Here is a 17936-nt window from a genome sequence, read left to right as displayed (position 1 = left end):
CGACCCCCCCCCCCCCGCCGCCGCCCAGCGGGTTTGGCCCCGCGGCGCGGCACGGCTATGTGCAGGGGCGGACCGGGCGGCGGCGCCGCGCGGCTGCCGCAGACAGAAGGGGTGAGAGATGTTGACGACCCGGCTTTCCCGCAGCACCGGCCCGGCCCGGGCGCTGCTTTCGGCGCTGGCCGTGCTGGCGGCGCTGCTGCTGGCGCTGCCCGACCGCGCCGCGGCGCAGAGCGGCCCGCTGCGCATCGACATCACCGAGGGCGTGATCGAGCCGCTGCCCTTCGCGCTGCCGCCCTTCCTGGCCGAGACCCCGGCCGCGCAGGACATGGCGCAGCGCCTGACCCAGGTGGTGGCCGAAGACCTCACCGGCACCGGGCTGTTCCGCCGCATCCCGGGCGAGGCCTTCATCAGCACCGTCACCAGCTTCGGCAGCCCGGTGCAATATGCCGACTGGAAGGCGATCAACGCGCAGGCGCTGATCACCGGCGCGGTGGCCGTCGAGGGCAATCAGATCACCGTCAAGTTCCGCCTCTACGACGTCTTCGCCGGCACCGAGCTGGGCGACGGCATGCAGTTCGCCGGCACCATGGACGGCTGGCGGCGGATGGCCCACAAGGTCGCCGACCAGGTCTATGCGCGGATCACCGGCGAGGGCGGCTATTTCGACAGCCGGGTGGTCTTCGTCTCCGAATCCGGGCCCAAGGATGCCCGCGCCAAGCGGCTGGCGGTGATGGATTACGACGGCGCCAACGTGCAGTACCTGACGCAGTCGGGGACCATCGTGCTGGCGCCGCGCTTCTCGCCGGACGGGCGGCGGGTGATCTATACCAGCTACGAGAGCGGCGACCCGCGCATCCACGTGCTGAACATGGGCGACGTGCAGTCGCGCATGCTGCCGGCGCAGGGCGGCACGATGAGCTTCGCGCCGCGCTTCACCCCGAACGGCCAGGCGCTGCTCTATTCCGCCACCAACGGGGCGAACACCGACATCTTCCGCATGGACATCACCACCGGCCAGACCACGGCGCTGACCACCGCGCCGTCGATCGAGACCGCACCCTCGTTCTCGCCCGACGGCAGCCAGATCGTCTTCGAGAGCGACCGCTCGGGCAGCCAGCAGCTCTACGTCATGTCGGCCGGCGGCGGCGAGCCGCAGCGCATCAGCTTCGGCCCCGGGCGCTACGGCACCCCGGTCTGGAGCCCGCGCGGCGATCTCATCGCCTTCACCAAGCAGAATGCCGGCCGCTTCCATATCGGCGTGATGCGCACCGACGGCTCCGAAGAGCGGCTGCTGACCGCCTCCTTCCTCGACGAGAGCCCGACCTGGGCGCCGAACGGCCGGGTGCTGATGTTCGCCCGCGAGAGCCAGGGCGCGGAGGGCACCTCGGCGCTCTATTCGGTCGACATCTCGGGCCGCAATCTGAAGCGCGTGCCGACCCCCGAGGGAGCCTCCGACCCGAGCTGGGGCCCGCTGCAATGACCCCCGGGCGCCGCCCGCGCCCGCGGCGCGGCGCCGCCTCACGCAAAGTTTCGCGACCCGTCCCGGAGAGGGGCGGGCGCGCACGTTCCCAAGGGATTCGCACTGTGATAGCGTGTCCCAAACCATGCTCAGGACAGTGACCATGACCTTTCTTCCCAAGGCCCTTCTGCTGACCGTGCTGGCGCTTTCCACCGCCGCCTGCACCAACCCCAACCGCTTCGGCGGCGCCGGTGCCGGTGCCGGCGGCGCGGGCGGTGCCGGCGGGGCCGGCGGCCTGGGCGGCGCGGGCGGCACCGGGATCGATTCCAGCATCATCCCCGGCAGCGCCAACGACCCGCGCGCCCCGGCCTATTTCAACCAGACCATCGGCGACCGCGTGCTCTTCGCCGTCGACCAGTCGACGCTGTCGCCGGAGGCGCAGAGCATCCTCGACGGGCAGGCCCAGTGGCTGCAGACCAATTCGGATTACCTGGCGGTGATCGAGGGCCATGCCGACGAGCAGGGCACCCGGGAATACAACGTCGCGCTGGGCGCCCGCCGCGCCAACGCGGTGATGGAATACCTGATCTCGCGCGGCGTGTCGCCGAACCGCCTGCGCTTCGTCTCCTACGGCAAGGAGCGTCCGATCGAGGTCTGCTCGAACGAGGCCTGCTACGCCAAGAACCGCCGCGCGGTCACCGTGATCTCGATCGGCAGCACCGGAATGACGAGCTGACGACGATGGTCCGCCAGAGCGTTCTTGCCCTCGTCCTGTCCGCCGCGGTGGCGCTGCCCGCTGCGGGTCAGGATGCCGCCAGCCTCGCCGATATCCGGCAGGATCTCTCGACCCTGTCGGCCGAGCTGCAATCGCTGCGCCGCGAGCTCGATGCCAGCGGCGCCTCCGGCGTGACCATCGCCGGCTCGACCCTCGACCGGGTCAACGCCATCGAGGCGGAGCTGCAGCGGCTGACCTCGCGCACCGAGGAGATGCAGTTCCGCATCGAACGCGTGGTGCAGGACGGCACCAACCGGATCGGCGATCTCGAGTTCCGGCTCTGCGAGGTCGAGCCGGGCTGCGACTTCGGCGCGCTGGGCACGCCGGCGCCGCTCGGGCAGGGCGACACCGCGACGCGGCCCGCCCCCGCCGCCCCCACAGCCCCCGGTGCCGCGGCCCCCGCCGCGCCGGCCAGCCCGGGCGCGCCGAGCGGCGTGACCCGGCCGCAACTGCGCGGCGGTGCCGGCACCGGCAGCGGCGACGCCGCCGCGCCGGAGCCCGGCGGCGCCGCCTCCGAGGCCCCGGCCATCGCCGCGGCCACCGGCAATCAGCCCGCCGATGGCGGCGCCGCGGCACCGGCCGAGATGCCGGCGCCGAGCAGCGGCACGCTGATCCCGCCGCAACCCGGTGCGGAGGCCGGTTCGGAGCTGCCGCTGGCCGATCCCTCGGTGCAGCTCGCCGCAGCCGAGGAGGCGGATTACCGCCGCGCCCGCGAAGCCCTCGACCGGGGCGATTTCCAGCAGGCCGCCGATCTCTTCTCGGGCTTCCGCCAGACCTATCCCGGCGGCCCGCTCGATGCCGCGGCGCTGCTCGGGGAGGGCCGCGCGCTGGAGGGGCTGGGCCAGCCAAAGGAGGCGGCGCGGGCCTATCTCGACGTCTATTCCGGCCATCCCGACGCCCCGGTGGCGCCCGAGGCGCTGTGGCGCCTGGGCGAGAAGCTGGGCGAGCTCGGCTCGACCCGGGAGGCCTGCGTGACGCTGTCGGAGGTCTCCAAGCGCTATCCCGGCACCGCCGCGGTGGACCGGGCGCAGGAGGCGCTGGGCCGTCTGACCTGCCCGTGAGGGCGGGGTGAGCGACAGCCTCGACGCCCGCTTCGCCGCCGCAATGGGGCGGCTCTTGGGCCCGGACTTCCCCGCCCGGATCGGCCTCGCCGTTTCGGGCGGCGGCGATTCCATGGCGCTGCTGGCGCTGGCCCATAACTGGACGCGGCACTGGGGCGTGGCGCTGCACGTGGTCACCGTGGATCACGGCCTGCGCCCGGAAAGCGCCGCCGAGGCCGCCATGGTGGCCGAGGAATGCCGCCTCCTGGGCCATCCCCATGCCGTGCTGCGCTGGAGCTGGGACGGCCACGGCAACATCCTGGACGCGGCGCGGCGGGCGCGGCTGGCGCTGATCGACGGCTGGCGCGGCGAGATCGGCCACGTGCTGATGGCGCATACCCGCGACGACGTCGCCGAGACCTTCCTGATGCGGCTGCAGCGCGGCGCCGGGGCGGACGGGCTGGCGGCGATGGCGCCGCGGCGCCGCTGCCGCCCCGACGGGCCGGCGGGGCCGGGCTTCGAGCTGCTGCGGCCGTTGCTGGAGATGGGGCGCGAGGAGCTGCGCCATTACCTGCGGGTGCTGCAGGTGCCCTGGGCCGAGGATCCGAGCAACCGCGACCCGGCCTATGACCGCGCCCGCATCCGCCGGCTGCTGTCGGGGCTGGCCGAGGAGGGGCTCGACGCCCCGGCGCTGGCGGCCGCCGCGACCCGGCTGCGCCGCGCCCGGCAGGCGCTGGCGGCGCGCGCCGCCGACATCGCCGAACGCGCCTGGCGCGACGATCCGGCCTGGCAGGCGGCCGGGGCGCTGAGCTTCGCGCGCGATGTCTGGGACGGCACCGAGCCCGACACCCGCGCCCGGCTGCTCAACGCGGCGCTGCGCCGGGTCGGCGGCGGCGGCTACCCGGCGCGCGCCGCGCCGGTCGAGGACCTGCTGGAGCGCATTTCCGGCGGAGGCGGCGGCACCCTGGCGGGCCGCCGGGTCGAGTGCGACGGCGCGGCGTTGCGGATCTGGCGCGAACCCGCCGCGGTGGCGGGGCTCAGGGTCCGGGCGCGCCCCGGCGCGGTCTGGGACGGGCGCTGGCAGCTCTGCACGGGCGCTTTCGAGGAATGCGAGATCGCCGCGCTGGGCGAGGCGGGCTGGCGCGCCGCCCGGCCCCGCGCGGACCGGACGCCGCCCCACCGCGCCGCGCTGGCGCTGCCGGCGCTGTGGCGTGACGGCGCGCTCGTCGCCTGTCCGCCGCTCGGCCACGGCCCGGCGCTCGACCTGCGGCTCGACGCCGCGGCAGAGCCCCGCGCAGCCTTCGCCGCCTTCCTGCTTTCGGATTGAACCGCCCGGCTCAATCCCTATGTTGCAGGGATGCAGGCCGCACCGCGGCCGGCGAACCTGTGCAAGGAGATCTTAGGTGGGCAACGCTCGCAACATCGCCTTCTGGGTCGTGCTCTTCCTGCTCGTCCTGGCGCTTTTCAACCTGTTTTCCGGCGGAAGCTCGACGCTGCAAAGTCGCGAGGTCGCCTACAGCGAGTTCGTCGAGGCGGTGGAAAGCGATTCCGTGGCCCGGGCGACGATCGACGGCGAGCGGGTGCGCTACCGCGGCGAGGACGGGACCGAATACATCACCGTGAAGCCGCAGGATGCCGACGTCACCCAGCTGCTGCTCAACAACGGCGTCAACGTCCGGGCCGAGCAGCAGGAACAGTCGGGCTTCCAGTCCTTCCTGATCTCGCTGCTGCCGTTCCTGCTGCTGATCGGCGTCTGGATCTACTTCATGAACCGGATGCAGGGCGGCGGCCGCGGCGGCGCCATGGGCTTCGGCAAGTCCAAGGCCAAGATGCTGACCGAGAAGCACGGCCGCGTCACCTTCGACGATGTCGCCGGCATCGACGAGGCCAAGGAGGAGCTCGAGGAGATCGTCGAGTTCCTGCGCAACCCGCAGAAATTCTCGCGCCTGGGCGGCAAGATCCCGAAGGGCGCGCTGCTGGTGGGCCCCCCGGGCACCGGTAAGACGCTGCTGGCGCGCGCCATCGCGGGCGAGGCCGGCGTGCCGTTCTTCACCATCTCGGGCTCCGACTTCGTCGAGATGTTCGTGGGCGTCGGCGCCAGCCGCGTGCGCGACATGTTCGAGCAGGCCAAGAAGAACGCGCCCTGCATCGTCTTCATCGACGAGATCGACGCCGTGGGCCGCAACCGCGGTTCGGGCTATGGCGGCGGCAACGACGAGCGCGAGCAGACGCTGAACCAGCTGCTGGTGGAGATGGACGGTTTCGAGGCCAACGAGGGCGTGATCATCATCGCCGCCACCAACCGGCGCGACGTGCTCGACCCGGCGCTGCTGCGCCCCGGCCGCTTCGACCGCCAGATCACCGTGCCGAACCCGGACATCAAGGGCCGCGAGAAGATCCTCGGCGTGCATGCCCGCAAGACCCCGCTGGGCCCCGACGTCGACCTGCGGATCATCGCCCGCGGCACGCCCGGCTTCTCGGGCGCCGATCTGGCCAACCTCGTCAACGAGGCGGCGCTGATGGCCGCCCGTGTCGGCCGGCGCTTCGTCACCATGGTCGATTTCGAGAACGCCAAGGACAAGGTGATGATGGGCTCGGAGCGGCGCTCCATGGTGCTGACGCCCGAGCAGAAGGAGAAGACCGCCTATCACGAGGCCGGACATGCCGTGGTCGGCCTGACGCTGCCGCAATGCGATCCGGTCTACAAGGCGACGATCATCCCGCGCGGCGGCGCGCTCGGCATGGTGGTGAGCCTGCCCGAGATCGACCGGCTGAATTGGCACAAGTCGGAATGCGAGGAAAAGCTCGCCATGACGATGGCCGGCAAGGCCGCCGAGATCATCAAGTACGGCGAGCCCAACGTCTCGAACGGCCCGGCCGGCGACATCCAGCAGGCCAGCGCGCTGGCCCGCGCCATGGTGCTGCGCTGGGGCATGTCCGAGAAGATCGGCAACATCGACTATGCCGAGGCGCATGAGGGCTACCAGGGCAACACCGCGGGTCTCTCGGTCAGCGCCAACACCAAGGAGCTGATCGAAGAGGAGGTGCGCCGCTTCATCTCGGAGGCCTATGACCGCGCCTTCCAGATCCTCACCGAGCGGCGCGAGGAATGGGAGCGGCTGGCCCAGGGTCTGCTGGAATACGAGACCCTGACCGGGGACGAGATCAAGCGGGTGATGGCGGGCGAGCCGCCGCAGGCCGGCGACGACGATGCCGGCAGCCCGAGCCCCGAAGAGGACAAGCCTTCGCTCACCGCGATCCCCAAGACCAAGCCCAAGGCGAAGCCCGCGGGCGAGGGTGGTCTGGAGCCTGAACCCACCGCATGAGCGCGGGGACCGATATCGACTGGAGCCCCGGAGCCTATCACAGGTTCCGGGGCTTGCGTTTGCGCCCGGCGCTCGATCTGCTGCGCGCGGTGGGCCCGCTGCCGGCCGGCGACGTGGTCGACCTGGGCTGCGGCGCGGGCGCGGCGGGGCCGGCCCTGCACCAGCTGCGCCGCCCGCTGATCGGCATCGACGACAGCCCCGAGATGCTGGCCCAGGCCAAGCTGACCGGGGTCTATTCCCGGCTTCATGACGGCGACCTGACGCGCTGGCAGCCCGAACGCCCGCCGGCGATGATCTTCTCCAACGCGGCCCTGCACTGGTGCGAGGATCACCCCGACCTGATGGTGCGGCTGGCCGAGATGCTGGCCCCGGGCGGCGTGCTGGCGGTGCAGATGCCGCACCAGAACAACGCGCCCTCGCACCGGCTCTGGGTGCAGATCGGCGAGGAGCTGTTCCCCGGCCGGGTCGAATCCACCCGCCGCCCCAAGGTCATGCTGCCGGCCGAATACCACCGGCTTTTGGCGCCGCTCGGGCGCCTGACGCTGTGGGAGACGGAATATTACCAGGAACTGGCGCCGGACGGTGAGGGCCACCCGGTGCGCCGCTTCACCGAGGCGACCTATGCCCGACCCGTTCTGCAGGCGCTCGACGCGGCGGAACGGCGGCGCCTGATCGCCGCCTACGAGGCCTCGGTCGGCAAGGCCTACCCGACCGATTCGCGGGGCACCGTGCTGTTCCCGTTCCGCCGCCTCTTCTTCACCCTGCAACGGGACTGAGCCCCGCATTCCGGAGACCGCCCATGCCGGCACTCGCCGCCACGCCGCATCGCGGCCGCATCGCCTGGCTGGGCCGGGTTCCGGAGGCAACCGGCGGCATCCGGGCGGAAGCCTGCGACCGGCTCGACCTGGGCTGGGCGGGCATTCCCGGCGACCGTCACGAGGGCATCAACCGGCCCTCCTGTTCGCGGGTGACGCAGCAGCACGCCAAGGGCACCGAGATCCGCAACACCCGCCAGCTTGCCCTGGTCGCCGAGGAGGAGATGGCCGAGATCGCCCGCGCCATGGGGATCGAGCGGCTCGACCCGCGCTGGCTCGGCGCCTCGCTGGTGGTGGCGGGGATCGGCGATTTCAGCCATCTGCCGCCCTCGGCGCGGTTGCAGGCGCCGTCCGGCGCGACGCTGGTCGTCGACATGCAGAACCGCCCCTGCGCGCTGCCCGGCCGCGAGATCGAGCGCGACCTGCCGGGCCAGGGCGCGCGGTTCCGCAAGGCCGCCGAGGGGCTGCGCGGCGTCACCGCCTGGGTCGAGCGGCCGGGCGTTCTGGCGATCGGCGACGCGCTGAGCCTGCACCTGCCCGATCAGCGCGCCTGGCGCGGCGGCGCCTGAGCGGCACGTCGGGGCGGTCCGCTCAGAGCGGCACCGGCACCGTGGTTCCGGTCATCAGCGCGATCTGCTTCTCGACCCCGTCCCTGAGCGCGAACACCTCGGCCATCACCACCACCAGGCGGCGGCCCGGCTTGACCACGCGGCCGCGCGCGATCAGCCGCTCGCCGGCGGCCGGGGCGAGGAGGTGGATCTTCATCTCCGAGGTGACGACCTCGTGATCGTCGGGCAGCACGCTCAGCGCCGCGTAGCCGGCCGCGCTGTCGCCCAGCGAGAAGGCCAGCCCGGCATGGCCGATGCCCTGCTGCTGCAGGGCGTTCTCGGCCACCGGACCGGAAATCGTGACCTCGCCGCGCGCCACCGCGTCGAGGCGGGCGCCGAAGGTCTTCATCAGGTTCTGCCGGTCGAAACTGGCCCGGACGCGGTCTTCGATGCTGCTCATGGCGGCGACAGGATCACGCGGCGGTGACGGGCGCAAGCCGCTTCCGCGCGGCCGGCCGGCCTAGCGCGGCATCGGCAGCGCCACCGGCCGCGGCCCGGTGAGGATGGCGCGCGCCCCGGCGGCCATCAGCCCGAGCAGCGTCGGGCTGTCCCAGCGCAGCCCCCCGGTATAGGCGCCGTAGGCCGGCAGGATCAGCCGGTCGGCATCGACCAGGAAGCAGGGCCGCGACAGGGTGCGGCCGCGCACCGCCAGCCGCGCCTTCGGGTGGTAGTGGCCGGACACCTCGGCCCGGCTCCCGGGCCGGGCGATGTGGCGGAAGACCAGCGCCCCGAGCGCCAGTTCCGGCAGGTGGCGGCCGCCGAGATCGGTCGGGGCGGGGTCGTGGTTGCCCTCGATCCAGATCCAGTCGCGGCCCTCTTGCAGGGCGGCGATGCGGGCCCGGTCCGGACCGGGCAGGGCGCTGCCGATGCCGGGGCTGTCGATGCTGTCGCCGAGGCAGATCACCCGCCCGGCGCCAGTCTCGGCCAGGTCGGCGGCAAGCCGCGCCAGGGTCTCGCGGGACTCGTAGGGCGGCAGCGCGGCGCCGCCCAGTTCGGCGAGCCGCGCGCATTTGCCGAGATGCAGGTCGGAGACCACCAGCAGGTCGCGCGCGGGCCAGTAGAGCCCGCCCGAGGGCAGCGCCTCGAGGGCCGCGCCGTGGAAGGTGAAGGGATGCCGGTTCATGCTTTGTCCCATTGCCGGGAATCGCCGCCCGAGGCAAGGGGCGGCGCGCCCCTGCCGCGCCGTCAGGCCGGCGCCTCCTGCCATTCGGGCAGCGGGAAGACCCGGTCATAGGCCCAGTTGAAGACCAGCGCGTAGAGCAGGTAGAAGCCCGCCATGCCGAGGTCGAGCAGCAGCGCCGCGGCGAAGCCGATGCCGAGGCAGGCCATGATCAGCGGCACCCCGAGCAGCATCAGCCCGGCCTCGAAGAGCACCGCGTTCACGAGCCGCAGCGCCGGCGTCTTGCGGGTGCTGCCGCGCCAGCGCATCAGCGCCCGGTCGAAGCCCAGGTTGAACAGGTAGGTCCAGGCGGTGGCGAGGAGGGTGCCGAGCACCCCCAGCAGGCCCATCCGGTCGGCCGGCAGGCCCAGCGTCAGCATGCCGAAGGCCACCAGCAGCACCAGGGCGGACAGTTCGAAGCTCAGGGCGTGGCGCAGGCGGTCGGGCAGGGATCGCATGAGGCTCCTCGGGGTCGGTCCGACCGCAACGCGGGGGCAAGGCCCCGGGTTTCGCGCCCGATGGCGGCGGCGCGGCGGCAAAACCGCGGACCGGGCGCGGCGAATGCCGGCGGTTTGGCGCTATCGCGGCGCGGCGGGGACCGGATCGACCTGCGCCAGGCCGGATTCCGCCAGCAGCCGGGTGACCTCCTCGTCGAGCAGCCGCTCGGTGGCGGCGCCCTCGATCGGCACCCGGCCCTGTTCCAGGAACAGCGGCGCGGCGAGCGGCGTCACCCGGTCGAGCCGCACCAGGTCCATGCGGTCGCCAACACGCAGCAGCAATTCGCGCACCCGGTCGAAATCCACCAGCCCGCGCATCGCCTCCTCGCGGGTGATGCGCAGCAGCAGGTGGTCGGGATCGTAGCGCCGCAGCGTGTCGTAGAGGATGTCCGAGGACATCGTGGCCTGGCGCCCGGACTTGCGGCGTCCGCCCTGCTGGCGCTCGATCAGCCCGGCGATGCTGGCCACGGCGCGAAAGGTCCGCTTCATCACCGCGTTGCCGGCCAGCCACTGGTCGAGCCCGGCCTCGAGCCGGTCGAGCGCGAAGAGCGGACGCGGGTCGGTCACCGCATCGAGACCCCAGATCAGCGTGGCGTAATCGGTCGCCACGAAGCCCATCGGCGCCAGCCCCTCCTCCTCCATCCGCTTGGTGATCAAAAGGCCCAGCGTCTGCTGCGCGTTGCGCCCGGCGAAGCCGTAGATCACCAGGCTCTCGCGGCCGTCGCGGGGAAAGCTCTCGATCAGCAGGCGCCCCGGTTCCGGCAGCCGCGAAACATCGCGCTGCAGCCGCAGCCAGTCGGCGGTGTGGCGCGGCAGGCCGGGCCAGCCGTCGTCGCGCTGCAGGAGCCGCACCATGCGCGCCGCGAGCTGTGTCGAGGTGGCGAACTTGGTGCCCATGAAGGTGGCGATGCGGGGCTTCTTGGCGGCGTCACGGCTGACCTCCACCACCATCTCGCGCAGGCCCTCGTAGCGCACCACCTGGCCGCCCATCAGGAAGGTGTCGCCGTGGCTCAGCGAGGCGGCGAAGCCCTCCTCGATCTCGCCCAGCGGCGCGCCGCCGCCGCGGCCGCGGGCGCGCCAGCGCACCTTGAGCGTGTCGGTGTCCTGGATGGTGCCGATGTTCTGCCGGATGCGCAAAGCCGAGCGCGGGTCGCGCAGCTGCCAGAGCCCGTCGGGGCGCTGCAGGATGCGCCGCCACTGGTCGTAGGCGCGGAGCGCGTAGCCGCCGGTGGCGCAGAAATCGAGGCAATCGTCGAACTCCGCCCGGCTCAGGTCGGCAAAGGGCCCGGCGCTGGTCATCTCGGCATAGAGCGCATCGGCGTCGAAGGGCCCGGCGCAGGCGGCGATCAGGATGTGCTGGCAGAGCACGTCGCGCGGGCCGCGGCCGCGCGCCGCGCCGTCGAGGTCGTGGGCCCGCACCGCCTCCAGCGCGGCCACGCATTCCACCACCTCGAAGCGGTTGGCGGGCACCAGCAGCGCCTTCGATGGCGCGTTGTAGCGGTGGTTGGCGCGGCCGATGCGCTGCACCAGCCGCTTGACGTTCTTCGGCGCGCCGACCTGGATCACCAGGTCGACATCGCCCCAGTCGATGCCGAGATCGAGGCTGCCGGTGGCGACGATGGCGCGCAGCTCGCCGGCCACCATCGCGGCCTCGACCCGGGCGCGCTGGGTGCGGTCGAGGCTGCCGTGATGGATGCCGATCGGCAGGCCCTCGTCGTTGGCCAGCCAGAGGTTGTGGAAGAAGATCTCGGCCTGCGCCCGCGTGTTGTGGAAGATCAGCGTGGTGCGGTGGCGGCGCACCGCCTCCAGCACGTCGGCGATGGCGTAGCTGCCGCCGCCCCCCGACCAGGGCGGCGGGGTGTCGCTGACCAGCATGGAGATGTCGGGATCGGGGCCCGGGTCGGCCTCGAGGATGGCGCAGGGATCGGGGTGCCGGGCCAGCAGCCGGGCGATCGCCTCGGGGTCGTCCACGGTGGCCGAGAGCCCGACGCGGCGCAGCCCGGGCGCCAGGCCCTGCAGCCGCGCCAGCGCCAGCAGCAGCTGGTCGCCGCGCTTCGATTCGGCGAGCGCGTGGATCTCGTCCACCACCACGCGCTGGATGCCGGCGAAGATCCGCGGCGCGTCCTCGTAGGAGGTCAGCAGCGCCAGGCTTTCCGGCGTGGTCAGCAGGATGTGCGGCGGGTCGGCGCGCTGCCGCCGCTTCTGCCAGGACGAGGTGTCGCCGGTGCGGTCCTCGATGCGGATCGGCAGGCCCGCCTCGGTGACCGGGGTGGTGAGGTTGCGCCGGATGTCGGCGGCGAGCGCCTTGAGCGGGCTGACATAGAGCGTGTGCAGGCCGGGGCGCGGGTCGCGGGCCAGCTCCGCCAGGGTGGGCAGGAAGCCCGCCAGCGTCTTGCCGCCCCCGGTCGGCGCGATCAGCAGCAGCGCCGGGTCGCCGGCGCGGTCGAGCATGGCGCGCTGATGCGGGTGCAGCTCCCAGCCGCGGCGGTCGAAGAAGCTTTGCAGGGGGGCGGGCAGGGCGCTCATCAGGGGCTATCTAGGGGCGCCGGGGCGAAACGTCACCCGCTTGCCCCGCGCCGCGGGCTTTGGCATCGAGGGCCGATGATCCGCCGCTCCCACATCCATGACGGCACCGTCTCCGAGGCTGTCTATTCGCCCTGCGACCGCTACCGCTACGGGCTGTCGCGGATCTGGGATGCGGCGCGGCCGCCCGAGCTCTTCGTGATGCTGAACCCCTCGACGGCCACCGAACTGGCCAACGACCCGACCATCCACCGCTGCGAGCAGCGGGCGCGGGCGGCGGGCGCCGGCGGCGTGCTGATCGCCAACCTGTTCGGCTGGCGCGCCACCCGGCCCGCCGATCTGCGCCGCGCCGGCGACCCGGTGGGGCCCGACAACGACGCGCTGCTCTTCGACTGGCACCGCCGGGCGGGGCGCACCGTGGCGGCCTGGGGCGTGCACGGCGCGCTGGCCGGGCGCGGGCCGGCGATCGCCGCGCGGCTGGGCGCGGCCAGCCATCTCGGCCTGACCCGCGACGGCCATCCGCGCCACCCGCTCTACGTCGCCTATGCCGTGGCGCCGCGGCCCTGGCCGGCCCCGGAGCGCTATACCGGGGGTTAACCCTGCGGGGCGAAATCCGTTGTCCGGAGCCCCCGGACTGGCCGATAGTCCGCCCCCTGTCGCCGCGCGTCGCGGCGCCGGGTTTTCGGAGGGCGTGCCTGATGTTCCTGCTGACCGGCCTGATCGGGGCCATGCTGCTGGGGTCGATCGCGGTGATCGGCACCGCGCCCCTGCCCGCGGAGGAGGAAGAGGACGGGGCCGAGAGCGGTGCCGGGGACGGCGCCGCCGCGGCCGCCCTGCCGCTCGACCCGCTGTCGGCGGCGTCGGACGGTGCGGGGGACGGCGCGATGCCGGGCGGCGGCCTGATCGCCGCCGGCACCCCGGGCGAGGACGTGCTGATCGGCACCGCGATGACCGATCAGATCTACGGCGCCGAGGGGGCCGACCGGATCGAGGGCGGCGGCGGCGATGACGAACTGATCGGCGGCGCCGGGGACGACCTGCTCGATGGCGGCGCCGGCAACGACACGCTGCACGGCGAGGCCGGGGCCGACACCCTGATCGGCGGGCCCGGGGCCGACGAGCTCTTTGCCCACGACGGCAGCGGCGCGCTGCATGGCGGCGCCGGCGCCGACACGCTGCATGGCGGGCGCGGCGCCGACCGCCTCGACGGCGGCGCCGGCGACGACGCGCTGCATGGCCGCGAGGGCGCCGACACGCTGCGCGGCGGGGCCGGCGCGGATGCGCTCTTCGGCGGCGCCGGCGACGATCTGGTGATCGGCGCCGAGGCCGGGCCGCAGGCCCCGGATTTCGTCAATGGCGGCGCCGGCGACGACCTGCTGGTGCTGGGCGCCGGCGATGTGGCGACCGGCTCGGACGGGCGGGACGACTTCACGCTTACCGCCTGGCCGGCGGGCGGCGCGGCGGCCGAGCTGGCGGATTTCGACCCCGCCGAGGATCGCCTGGTGGTGTTCTACGACGACGGCGCCGGGCCGCCGCCCGAGATCGTCGCCGAGGCCGATCCCGATCATCCCGATCTCGGCCGCATCCGGCTTGGCGGCGCGGTCGTGGCGGTGCTGCCGGTTGCGGCGCTGCCGGATCTGGCCGACATCGCGCTGGTGCCGCAGAGCCAGGCCCCGGTCTGAGCCGGCGCCTGCAGGGGCGCGGCGCGACGCCGCGGACTTTCCCCTTTCGCCGCGACGCGTTTGCGCCTATACGCCCGCATCCGTGGTCCCGCCGGGGCCGCGGCCTCCATGGGCCCTGCTGGACGACATCCCGGCTTGTGCCATGACCGCAACGACATATTCGAGGAGACCCCGATGTCGATCACCCAGGAAGACAAGCAGAAGGTCATGAAGGACTACGCGACCAAGGAGGGCGACACCGGCTCTCCGGAAGTTCAGGTTGCGATCCTGACCACGCGGATCACCGCGCTGACCGAGCATTTCAAGACCCACAAGAAGGACAACCACTCGCGCCGTGGCCTTCTCAAGCTGGTGGCCCAGCGCCGCAAGCTGCTCGACTATCTGAAGTCGCGCAACGAAGGGCGTTACCAGGACCTGATCAAGCGTCTCGGCATCCGCCGCTGAGACCGGTCGCGTTCCAAAAGATGCAAGGCCGCCCCCGGGGCGGCCTTTTTCGTTGGGCGCAGCGGCGGCGCGCCGGGCGCCCCGGCCCCGCCGGGCGCCCCAGCCCCGCCGGGCGAGGCCCGCGCGTGCGGCGCCAAGAGGCGCGCCCCGGCCGGCGCCGCGGCGTCGCCCCGGACGCGACGCCTGGTGCAATGCCCCCCATGGTCACGGGGCCGGTTTTGCTGTAGGGGCGGAGCCATCTGAGACGTTGCGCCCGGACCCCGGCGCTCGAGGGCATGATGAGGGGGTCGGCGGCAATGGGGCCGCCATTCAAACGGGAGACCCGGGATACGCCCGGGCGGGCTCCCAGACAGGATACGCTGATGTTCAACGTGACGAAGAAATCGATGCAGTGGGGGGAGGAAACCCTCACCCTCGAGACGGGCAAGGTCGCCCGTCAGGCCGACGGAACCGTGATCGCCACCCTGGGCGAGACCTCGGTGATGGCCAACGTGACCTTTGCCAAGGCACCCAAGGAAGGCCAGGACTTCTTTCCCCTGACCGTCCATTACCAGGAGAAATACTATGCCGCCGGCAAGGTCCCGGGCGGCTTCTTCAAGCGCGAGGCGCGGCCGACCGAGAAGGAAACGCTGACCGCGCGCCTGATCGACCGTCCGATCCGCCCGCTCTTCGTGCCCGGCTTCAAGAACGAAGTGCTGGTCATGTGCACCGTGCTGAGCCACGACCTGGTCAACGACCCCGACGTGGTGGCGATGATCGCGGCGTCCGCCGCGCTGACGATCTCGGGCGCGCCGTTCATGGGCCCGATCGCCGGCTGCCGCGTCGGCTACGCCGACGGCGAATACGTGCTGAACCCCGATGTCGAGGACATGCAGGGCCTGCGCAACAATCCCGAGCAGCGTCTCGACCTCGTCGTCGCCGGCACCAAGAACGCCGTGATGATGGTCGAATCGGAGGCCTACGAGCTCTCCGAGGAGGAGATGCTGGGCGCGGTCAACTTCGCCCACGAGCAGATCCAGCCGGTGATCGACCTGATCATCCAGCTCGCCGAGGACGCCGCCAAGGAGCCCTTCGACTTCACCCCGCCGGACTATTCCGCCCTCTACGAGAAGGTAAAGGGTCTGGGCGAGGAGAAGATGCGCGCGGCCTACGCCATCCTCGACAAGCAGGAGCGCCAGCTCGCCGTGGCCGAGGCCAAGGCGGCGATCAAGGAGCAGCTCTCCGAGGACGAGCTGGCCGACGCCAATCTCGGCTCCGCGCTGAAGAAGCTCGAATCGACCGTGCTGCGCGCCGACGTGGTCAAGCATTCGCGCCGCATCGACGGCCGGGCGCTCGACAAGGTCCGCGCCATCGAGGCCGAGACCGGCTTCCTGCCGCGTACCCATGGCTCGGCGCTGTTCACCCGCGGCGAGACCCAGGCGATGGTCGTGACCACGCTGGGCACCGGCGACGACGAGCAGATCATCGACGCCCTGCACGGCAATTTCCGCTCGAACTTCCTGTTGCACTACAACTTCCCGCCCTATTCGGTCGGCGAAGCCGGCCGCGTCGGCCCTCCGGGACGCCGCGAGATCGGCCATGGCAAGCTCGCCTGGCGGGCGCTGCAGGCGGTGCTGCCGGCGCCGACCGACTTCCCCTACACCATCCGCGTGGTCTCCGAGATCACCGAATCGAACGGCTCCTCGTCCATGGCCTCGGTCTGCGGCGGGTCGCTGTCGATGATGGATGCGGGCGTGCCGCTGAAGGCGCCGGTGGCCGGCGTCGCCATGGGCCTGGTGCTCGAGGAGGACGGTGAATACGCCATCCTCACCGACATCCTCGGCGACGAGGACCATCTCGGCGACATGGACTTCAAGGTCGCGGGCACCGAGAAGGGCATCACCTCGCTGCAGATGGACATCAAGGTCGCGGGCATCACGCCCGAGATCATGCAGAAGGCGCTGGCCCAGGCCAAGGACGGCCGGATGCACATCCTGGCCGAGATGAACAAGGCGCTGTCGGAAGTGGGCGCCTTCTCGGTCCACGCGCCGCGCATCGAGACCATGCAGATCCCGACCGACAAGATCCGCGAAGTGATCGGCTCGGGCGGCAAGGTGATCCGCGAGATCGTCGAGGTCTCGGGCGCCAAGGTCGACATCAACGACGACGGCGTGATCAAGATCGCCTCGCCCAACGGCGACGCCATCCAGAAGGCCTACGACATGATCTACTCGATCGTGGCGGAGCCGGAAGAGGGCGGCATCTACAAGGGCAAGGTCGTGAAGATCGTCGATTTCGGCGCCTTCGTGAACTTCTTCGGCAAGCGCGACGGGCTGGTGCACGTCTCCCAGATCGAGAACCGCCGCCTGAACCACCCGTCCGACGTCCTCAAGGAGGGCCAGGAGGTCTGGGTCAAGCTCTTGGGCTTCGACGACCGCGGCAAGGTCCGCCTGTCGATGAAGGTCGTCGATCAGGAGACCGGCAAGGAAGCAGCGCCGGAAGCCTCCAAGGAAGCCGCCGACCAGTGATCGGCCGGACGATGTGACAACCGGGGAGAGGGCGCCTGCGGGCGCCCTTTTTCGTGCCGGCATGCGGCCGTGCTGGGGGCGTTCGGGCGGGTTTGACTACGGGCCTGCGCAGCCGGGGCGGGCATGGCGGCGGGACGACGCGGCGCGCGGGCGGCGCGGGGGGCAGGGGGCTGCCGCCCCCTCTTGCGCGGGCGCAATTCACCCCCGCGGATATTTTTCTCAGGAGATGGGCAGGGGCCGGGGGGCTCGGATGGCGCGGGGCGCGCTCCGGACCGGGCGGGGGCGTGCGGTCAGGCGACCAGTTTCTCGGCGCGGCGGAGATCGACCGAGACCAACTGGCTGACGCCCTGTTCCTGCATGGTGACGCCGAACAGCCGGTCCATCCGCGCCATCGTCACCGCGTGGTGGGTGATGATCAGGAACCGCGTGTCGGTGCGGCGGCACATCTCGTCCAGCATGTCGCAGAACCGCGTCACGTTGGCGTCGTCGAGCGGCGCGTCGACCTCGTCGAGGACGCAGATCGGCGCCGGGTTGGCGAGGAAGACGCCGAAGATCAGCGCCAGCGCGGTCAGCGTCTGCTCGCCGCCGGAGAGCAGCGACAGGGTGGAGAGCTTCTTGCCCGGCGGCTGACACATGATCTCGAGCCCGGCCTCCAGCGGATCGTCGCTCTCGACCATCACGAGGTTGGCCTCGCCGCCGTTGAAGAGATGGCGGAAGAGCATGGAGAAATTGGCGTTGACCTGCTCGAAGGCGGCGAGCAGGCGCTCGCGCCCCTCGCGGTTCAGCCCGGCAATGCCGGTGCGCAGGGTGCGCACCGCCTCCTCGAGGTCGCGCTTCTCGGCGGCCAGCCCGTCATGCTCCTCGGCGACCGCGCGGGCATCCTCCTCGGCGCGCAGGTTGACCGCGCCCAGCCCGTCGCGCTGGCGCTTCAGCTGCTCCACCCGGGCCTCGATCTCGGCCGCCGCCGGCAGCGCCGCGGGATCGACGCCGAGGGTGTCGAGCAGCGCCTCGGGGCGCGTCTCCTGTTCCTCGGCGATGCGCTCGGCGGCGGCGGTGCGGGCGGCCGCGGCGGCCTCGGTGCTGGCCTCTGTGCCGGCGCGG

General features: G+C 72.3%; 15 protein-coding genes and 1 pseudogene. 11 read left to right on the top strand and 5 right to left on the bottom strand.

From position 1 onward, the window contains the following. Positions 1-118: 118 nt before the first annotated feature. The 7 genes from tolB to ACXYMW_RS16535 all read left to right on the top strand — a co-directional run bounded on the left by tolB (position 119) and on the right by ACXYMW_RS16535 (position 7984). Positions 119-1480: a Tol-Pal system beta propeller repeat protein TolB gene (tolB, locus tag ACXYMW_RS16565; protein ID WP_459036441.1), complete on the top strand. Its 1362-nt coding sequence runs from the start codon at positions 119-121 to the stop codon at positions 1478-1480. A 142-nt stretch (positions 1481-1622) separates the two neighbouring features. Continuing rightward, positions 1623-2195 (top strand): peptidoglycan-associated lipoprotein Pal, encoded by a 573-nt coding sequence (pal, locus tag ACXYMW_RS16560; RefSeq protein ID WP_459036440.1) that lies wholly within the window; start codon positions 1623-1625, stop codon positions 2193-2195. Between the two features lie 5 nt (positions 2196-2200). Further along, complete coding sequence (gene ybgF, locus ACXYMW_RS16555) at positions 2201-3295, top strand: tol-pal system protein YbgF (RefSeq protein ID WP_459036439.1); 1095 nt, start codon at positions 2201-2203, stop codon at positions 3293-3295. Positions 3296-3302: 7 nt separating this feature from the next. After that, positions 3303-4601: a tRNA lysidine(34) synthetase TilS gene (tilS, locus tag ACXYMW_RS16550; RefSeq protein ID WP_459036438.1), complete on the top strand. Its 1299-nt coding sequence runs from the start codon at positions 3303-3305 to the stop codon at positions 4599-4601. A gap of 76 nt (positions 4602-4677) precedes the next feature. Then, positions 4678-6600 (top strand): ATP-dependent zinc metalloprotease FtsH, encoded by a 1923-nt coding sequence (ftsH, locus tag ACXYMW_RS16545; RefSeq protein WP_459036437.1) that lies wholly within the window; start codon positions 4678-4680, stop codon positions 6598-6600. Next, positions 6597-7376: a methyltransferase domain-containing protein gene (locus ACXYMW_RS16540; RefSeq protein ID WP_459036436.1), complete on the top strand. Its 780-nt coding sequence runs from the start codon at positions 6597-6599 to the stop codon at positions 7374-7376. Before ftsH ends, ACXYMW_RS16540 begins: the two co-directional genes overlap by 4 nt. Before the next feature lie 23 nt (positions 7377-7399). Then, positions 7400-7984 (top strand): MOSC domain-containing protein, encoded by a 585-nt coding sequence (locus ACXYMW_RS16535; RefSeq protein WP_459036435.1) that lies wholly within the window; start codon positions 7400-7402, stop codon positions 7982-7984. Between the two features lie 22 nt (positions 7985-8006). On the opposite strand, the gene ACXYMW_RS16530 is transcribed toward ACXYMW_RS16535, so the two are convergent. The 4 genes from ACXYMW_RS16530 to ACXYMW_RS16515 all read right to left on the bottom strand — a co-directional run bounded on the left by ACXYMW_RS16530 (position 8007) and on the right by ACXYMW_RS16515 (position 12205). Continuing rightward, entirely contained in the window at positions 8007-8423 is a 417-nt protein-coding gene (locus ACXYMW_RS16530) for a PaaI family thioesterase (protein ID WP_459036434.1), read from the bottom strand. Positions 8424-8483: 60 nt separating this feature from the next. After that, positions 8484-9146 (bottom strand): ligase-associated DNA damage response endonuclease PdeM, encoded by a 663-nt coding sequence (gene pdeM, locus ACXYMW_RS16525; RefSeq protein WP_459036433.1) that lies wholly within the window; start codon positions 9144-9146, stop codon positions 8484-8486. 62 nt (positions 9147-9208) lie between these two features. Next, positions 9209-9640 carry a PACE efflux transporter gene (locus ACXYMW_RS16520; RefSeq protein WP_459036432.1) on the bottom strand — a complete coding sequence of 144 codons (432 nt, stop codon included), beginning with the start codon at positions 9638-9640 and terminating at the stop codon, positions 9209-9211. A gap of 120 nt (positions 9641-9760) precedes the next feature. After that, positions 9761-12205 carry a ligase-associated DNA damage response DEXH box helicase gene (locus ACXYMW_RS16515; protein WP_459036431.1) on the bottom strand — a complete coding sequence of 815 codons (2445 nt, stop codon included), beginning with the start codon at positions 12203-12205 and terminating at the stop codon, positions 9761-9763. A 75-nt stretch (positions 12206-12280) separates the two neighbouring features. On the opposite strand from ACXYMW_RS16515, the gene ACXYMW_RS16510 reads away from it, so the two are divergent. The 4 genes from ACXYMW_RS16510 (at position 12281) to pnp (ending at position 16835) form a co-directional block, all read left to right on the top strand. Beyond that, positions 12281-12799, top strand: coding sequence for a DUF1643 domain-containing protein (locus ACXYMW_RS16510; RefSeq protein ID WP_459036430.1), 519 nt, complete (start codon positions 12281-12283; stop codon positions 12797-12799). 101 nt (positions 12800-12900) lie between these two features. Next, positions 12901-13884: a calcium-binding protein gene (locus ACXYMW_RS16505; RefSeq protein ID WP_459036429.1), complete on the top strand. Its 984-nt coding sequence runs from the start codon at positions 12901-12903 to the stop codon at positions 13882-13884. Positions 13885-14058: 174 nt separating this feature from the next. Then, positions 14059-14328: a 30S ribosomal protein S15 gene (gene rpsO, locus ACXYMW_RS16500; protein ID WP_459036428.1), complete on the top strand. Its 270-nt coding sequence runs from the start codon at positions 14059-14061 to the stop codon at positions 14326-14328. A gap of 362 nt (positions 14329-14690) precedes the next feature. Then, complete coding sequence (pnp, locus tag ACXYMW_RS16495) at positions 14691-16835, top strand: polyribonucleotide nucleotidyltransferase (RefSeq protein ID WP_459036427.1); 2145 nt, start codon at positions 14691-14693, stop codon at positions 16833-16835. 290 nt (positions 16836-17125) lie between these two features. Here pnp and ACXYMW_RS16490 read toward each other — a convergent pair. After that, positions 17126-17936: pseudogene (locus tag ACXYMW_RS16490) on the bottom strand (chromosome segregation protein SMC); the annotation flags it as partial.

The sequence above is a fragment of the Roseivivax sp. CAU 1761 genome, from assembly GCF_054482755.1.
This window is presented reverse-complemented; position numbering and strand designations above follow the sequence as displayed.

Excerpts from the sequence above, each read along its gene's own strand:
- ACXYMW_RS16510 (WP_459036430.1), top strand. The coding sequence starts at position 12,281 with ATGATCCGCCGCTCCCACATCCATGACGGCACCGTCTCCGAGGCTGTC.
- ACXYMW_RS16505 (WP_459036429.1), top strand. The coding sequence starts at position 12,901 with ATGTTCCTGCTGACCGGCCTGATCGGGGCCATGCTGCTGGGGTCGATC.
- ACXYMW_RS16520 (WP_459036432.1), bottom strand. The coding sequence starts at position 9,640 with ATGCGATCCCTGCCCGACCGCCTGCGCCACGCCCTGAGCTTCGAACTG.
- rpsO (WP_459036428.1), top strand. The coding sequence starts at position 14,059 with ATGTCGATCACCCAGGAAGACAAGCAGAAGGTCATGAAGGACTACGCG.
- ACXYMW_RS16515 (WP_459036431.1), bottom strand. The coding sequence starts at position 12,205 with ATGAGCGCCCTGCCCGCCCCCCTGCAAAGCTTCTTCGACCGCCGCGGC.
- pdeM (WP_459036433.1), bottom strand. The coding sequence starts at position 9,146 with ATGAACCGGCATCCCTTCACCTTCCACGGCGCGGCCCTCGAGGCGCTG.
- tolB (WP_459036441.1), top strand. The coding sequence starts at position 119 with ATGTTGACGACCCGGCTTTCCCGCAGCACCGGCCCGGCCCGGGCGCTG.
- ACXYMW_RS16530 (WP_459036434.1), bottom strand. The coding sequence starts at position 8,423 with ATGAGCAGCATCGAAGACCGCGTCCGGGCCAGTTTCGACCGGCAGAAC.
- ybgF (WP_459036439.1), top strand. The coding sequence starts at position 2,201 with ATGGTCCGCCAGAGCGTTCTTGCCCTCGTCCTGTCCGCCGCGGTGGCG.
- ACXYMW_RS16540 (WP_459036436.1), top strand. The coding sequence starts at position 6,597 with ATGAGCGCGGGGACCGATATCGACTGGAGCCCCGGAGCCTATCACAGG.
- ACXYMW_RS16535 (WP_459036435.1), top strand. The coding sequence starts at position 7,400 with ATGCCGGCACTCGCCGCCACGCCGCATCGCGGCCGCATCGCCTGGCTG.
- pnp (WP_459036427.1), top strand. The coding sequence starts at position 14,691 with ATGTTCAACGTGACGAAGAAATCGATGCAGTGGGGGGAGGAAACCCTC.
- pal (WP_459036440.1), top strand. The coding sequence starts at position 1,623 with ATGACCTTTCTTCCCAAGGCCCTTCTGCTGACCGTGCTGGCGCTTTCC.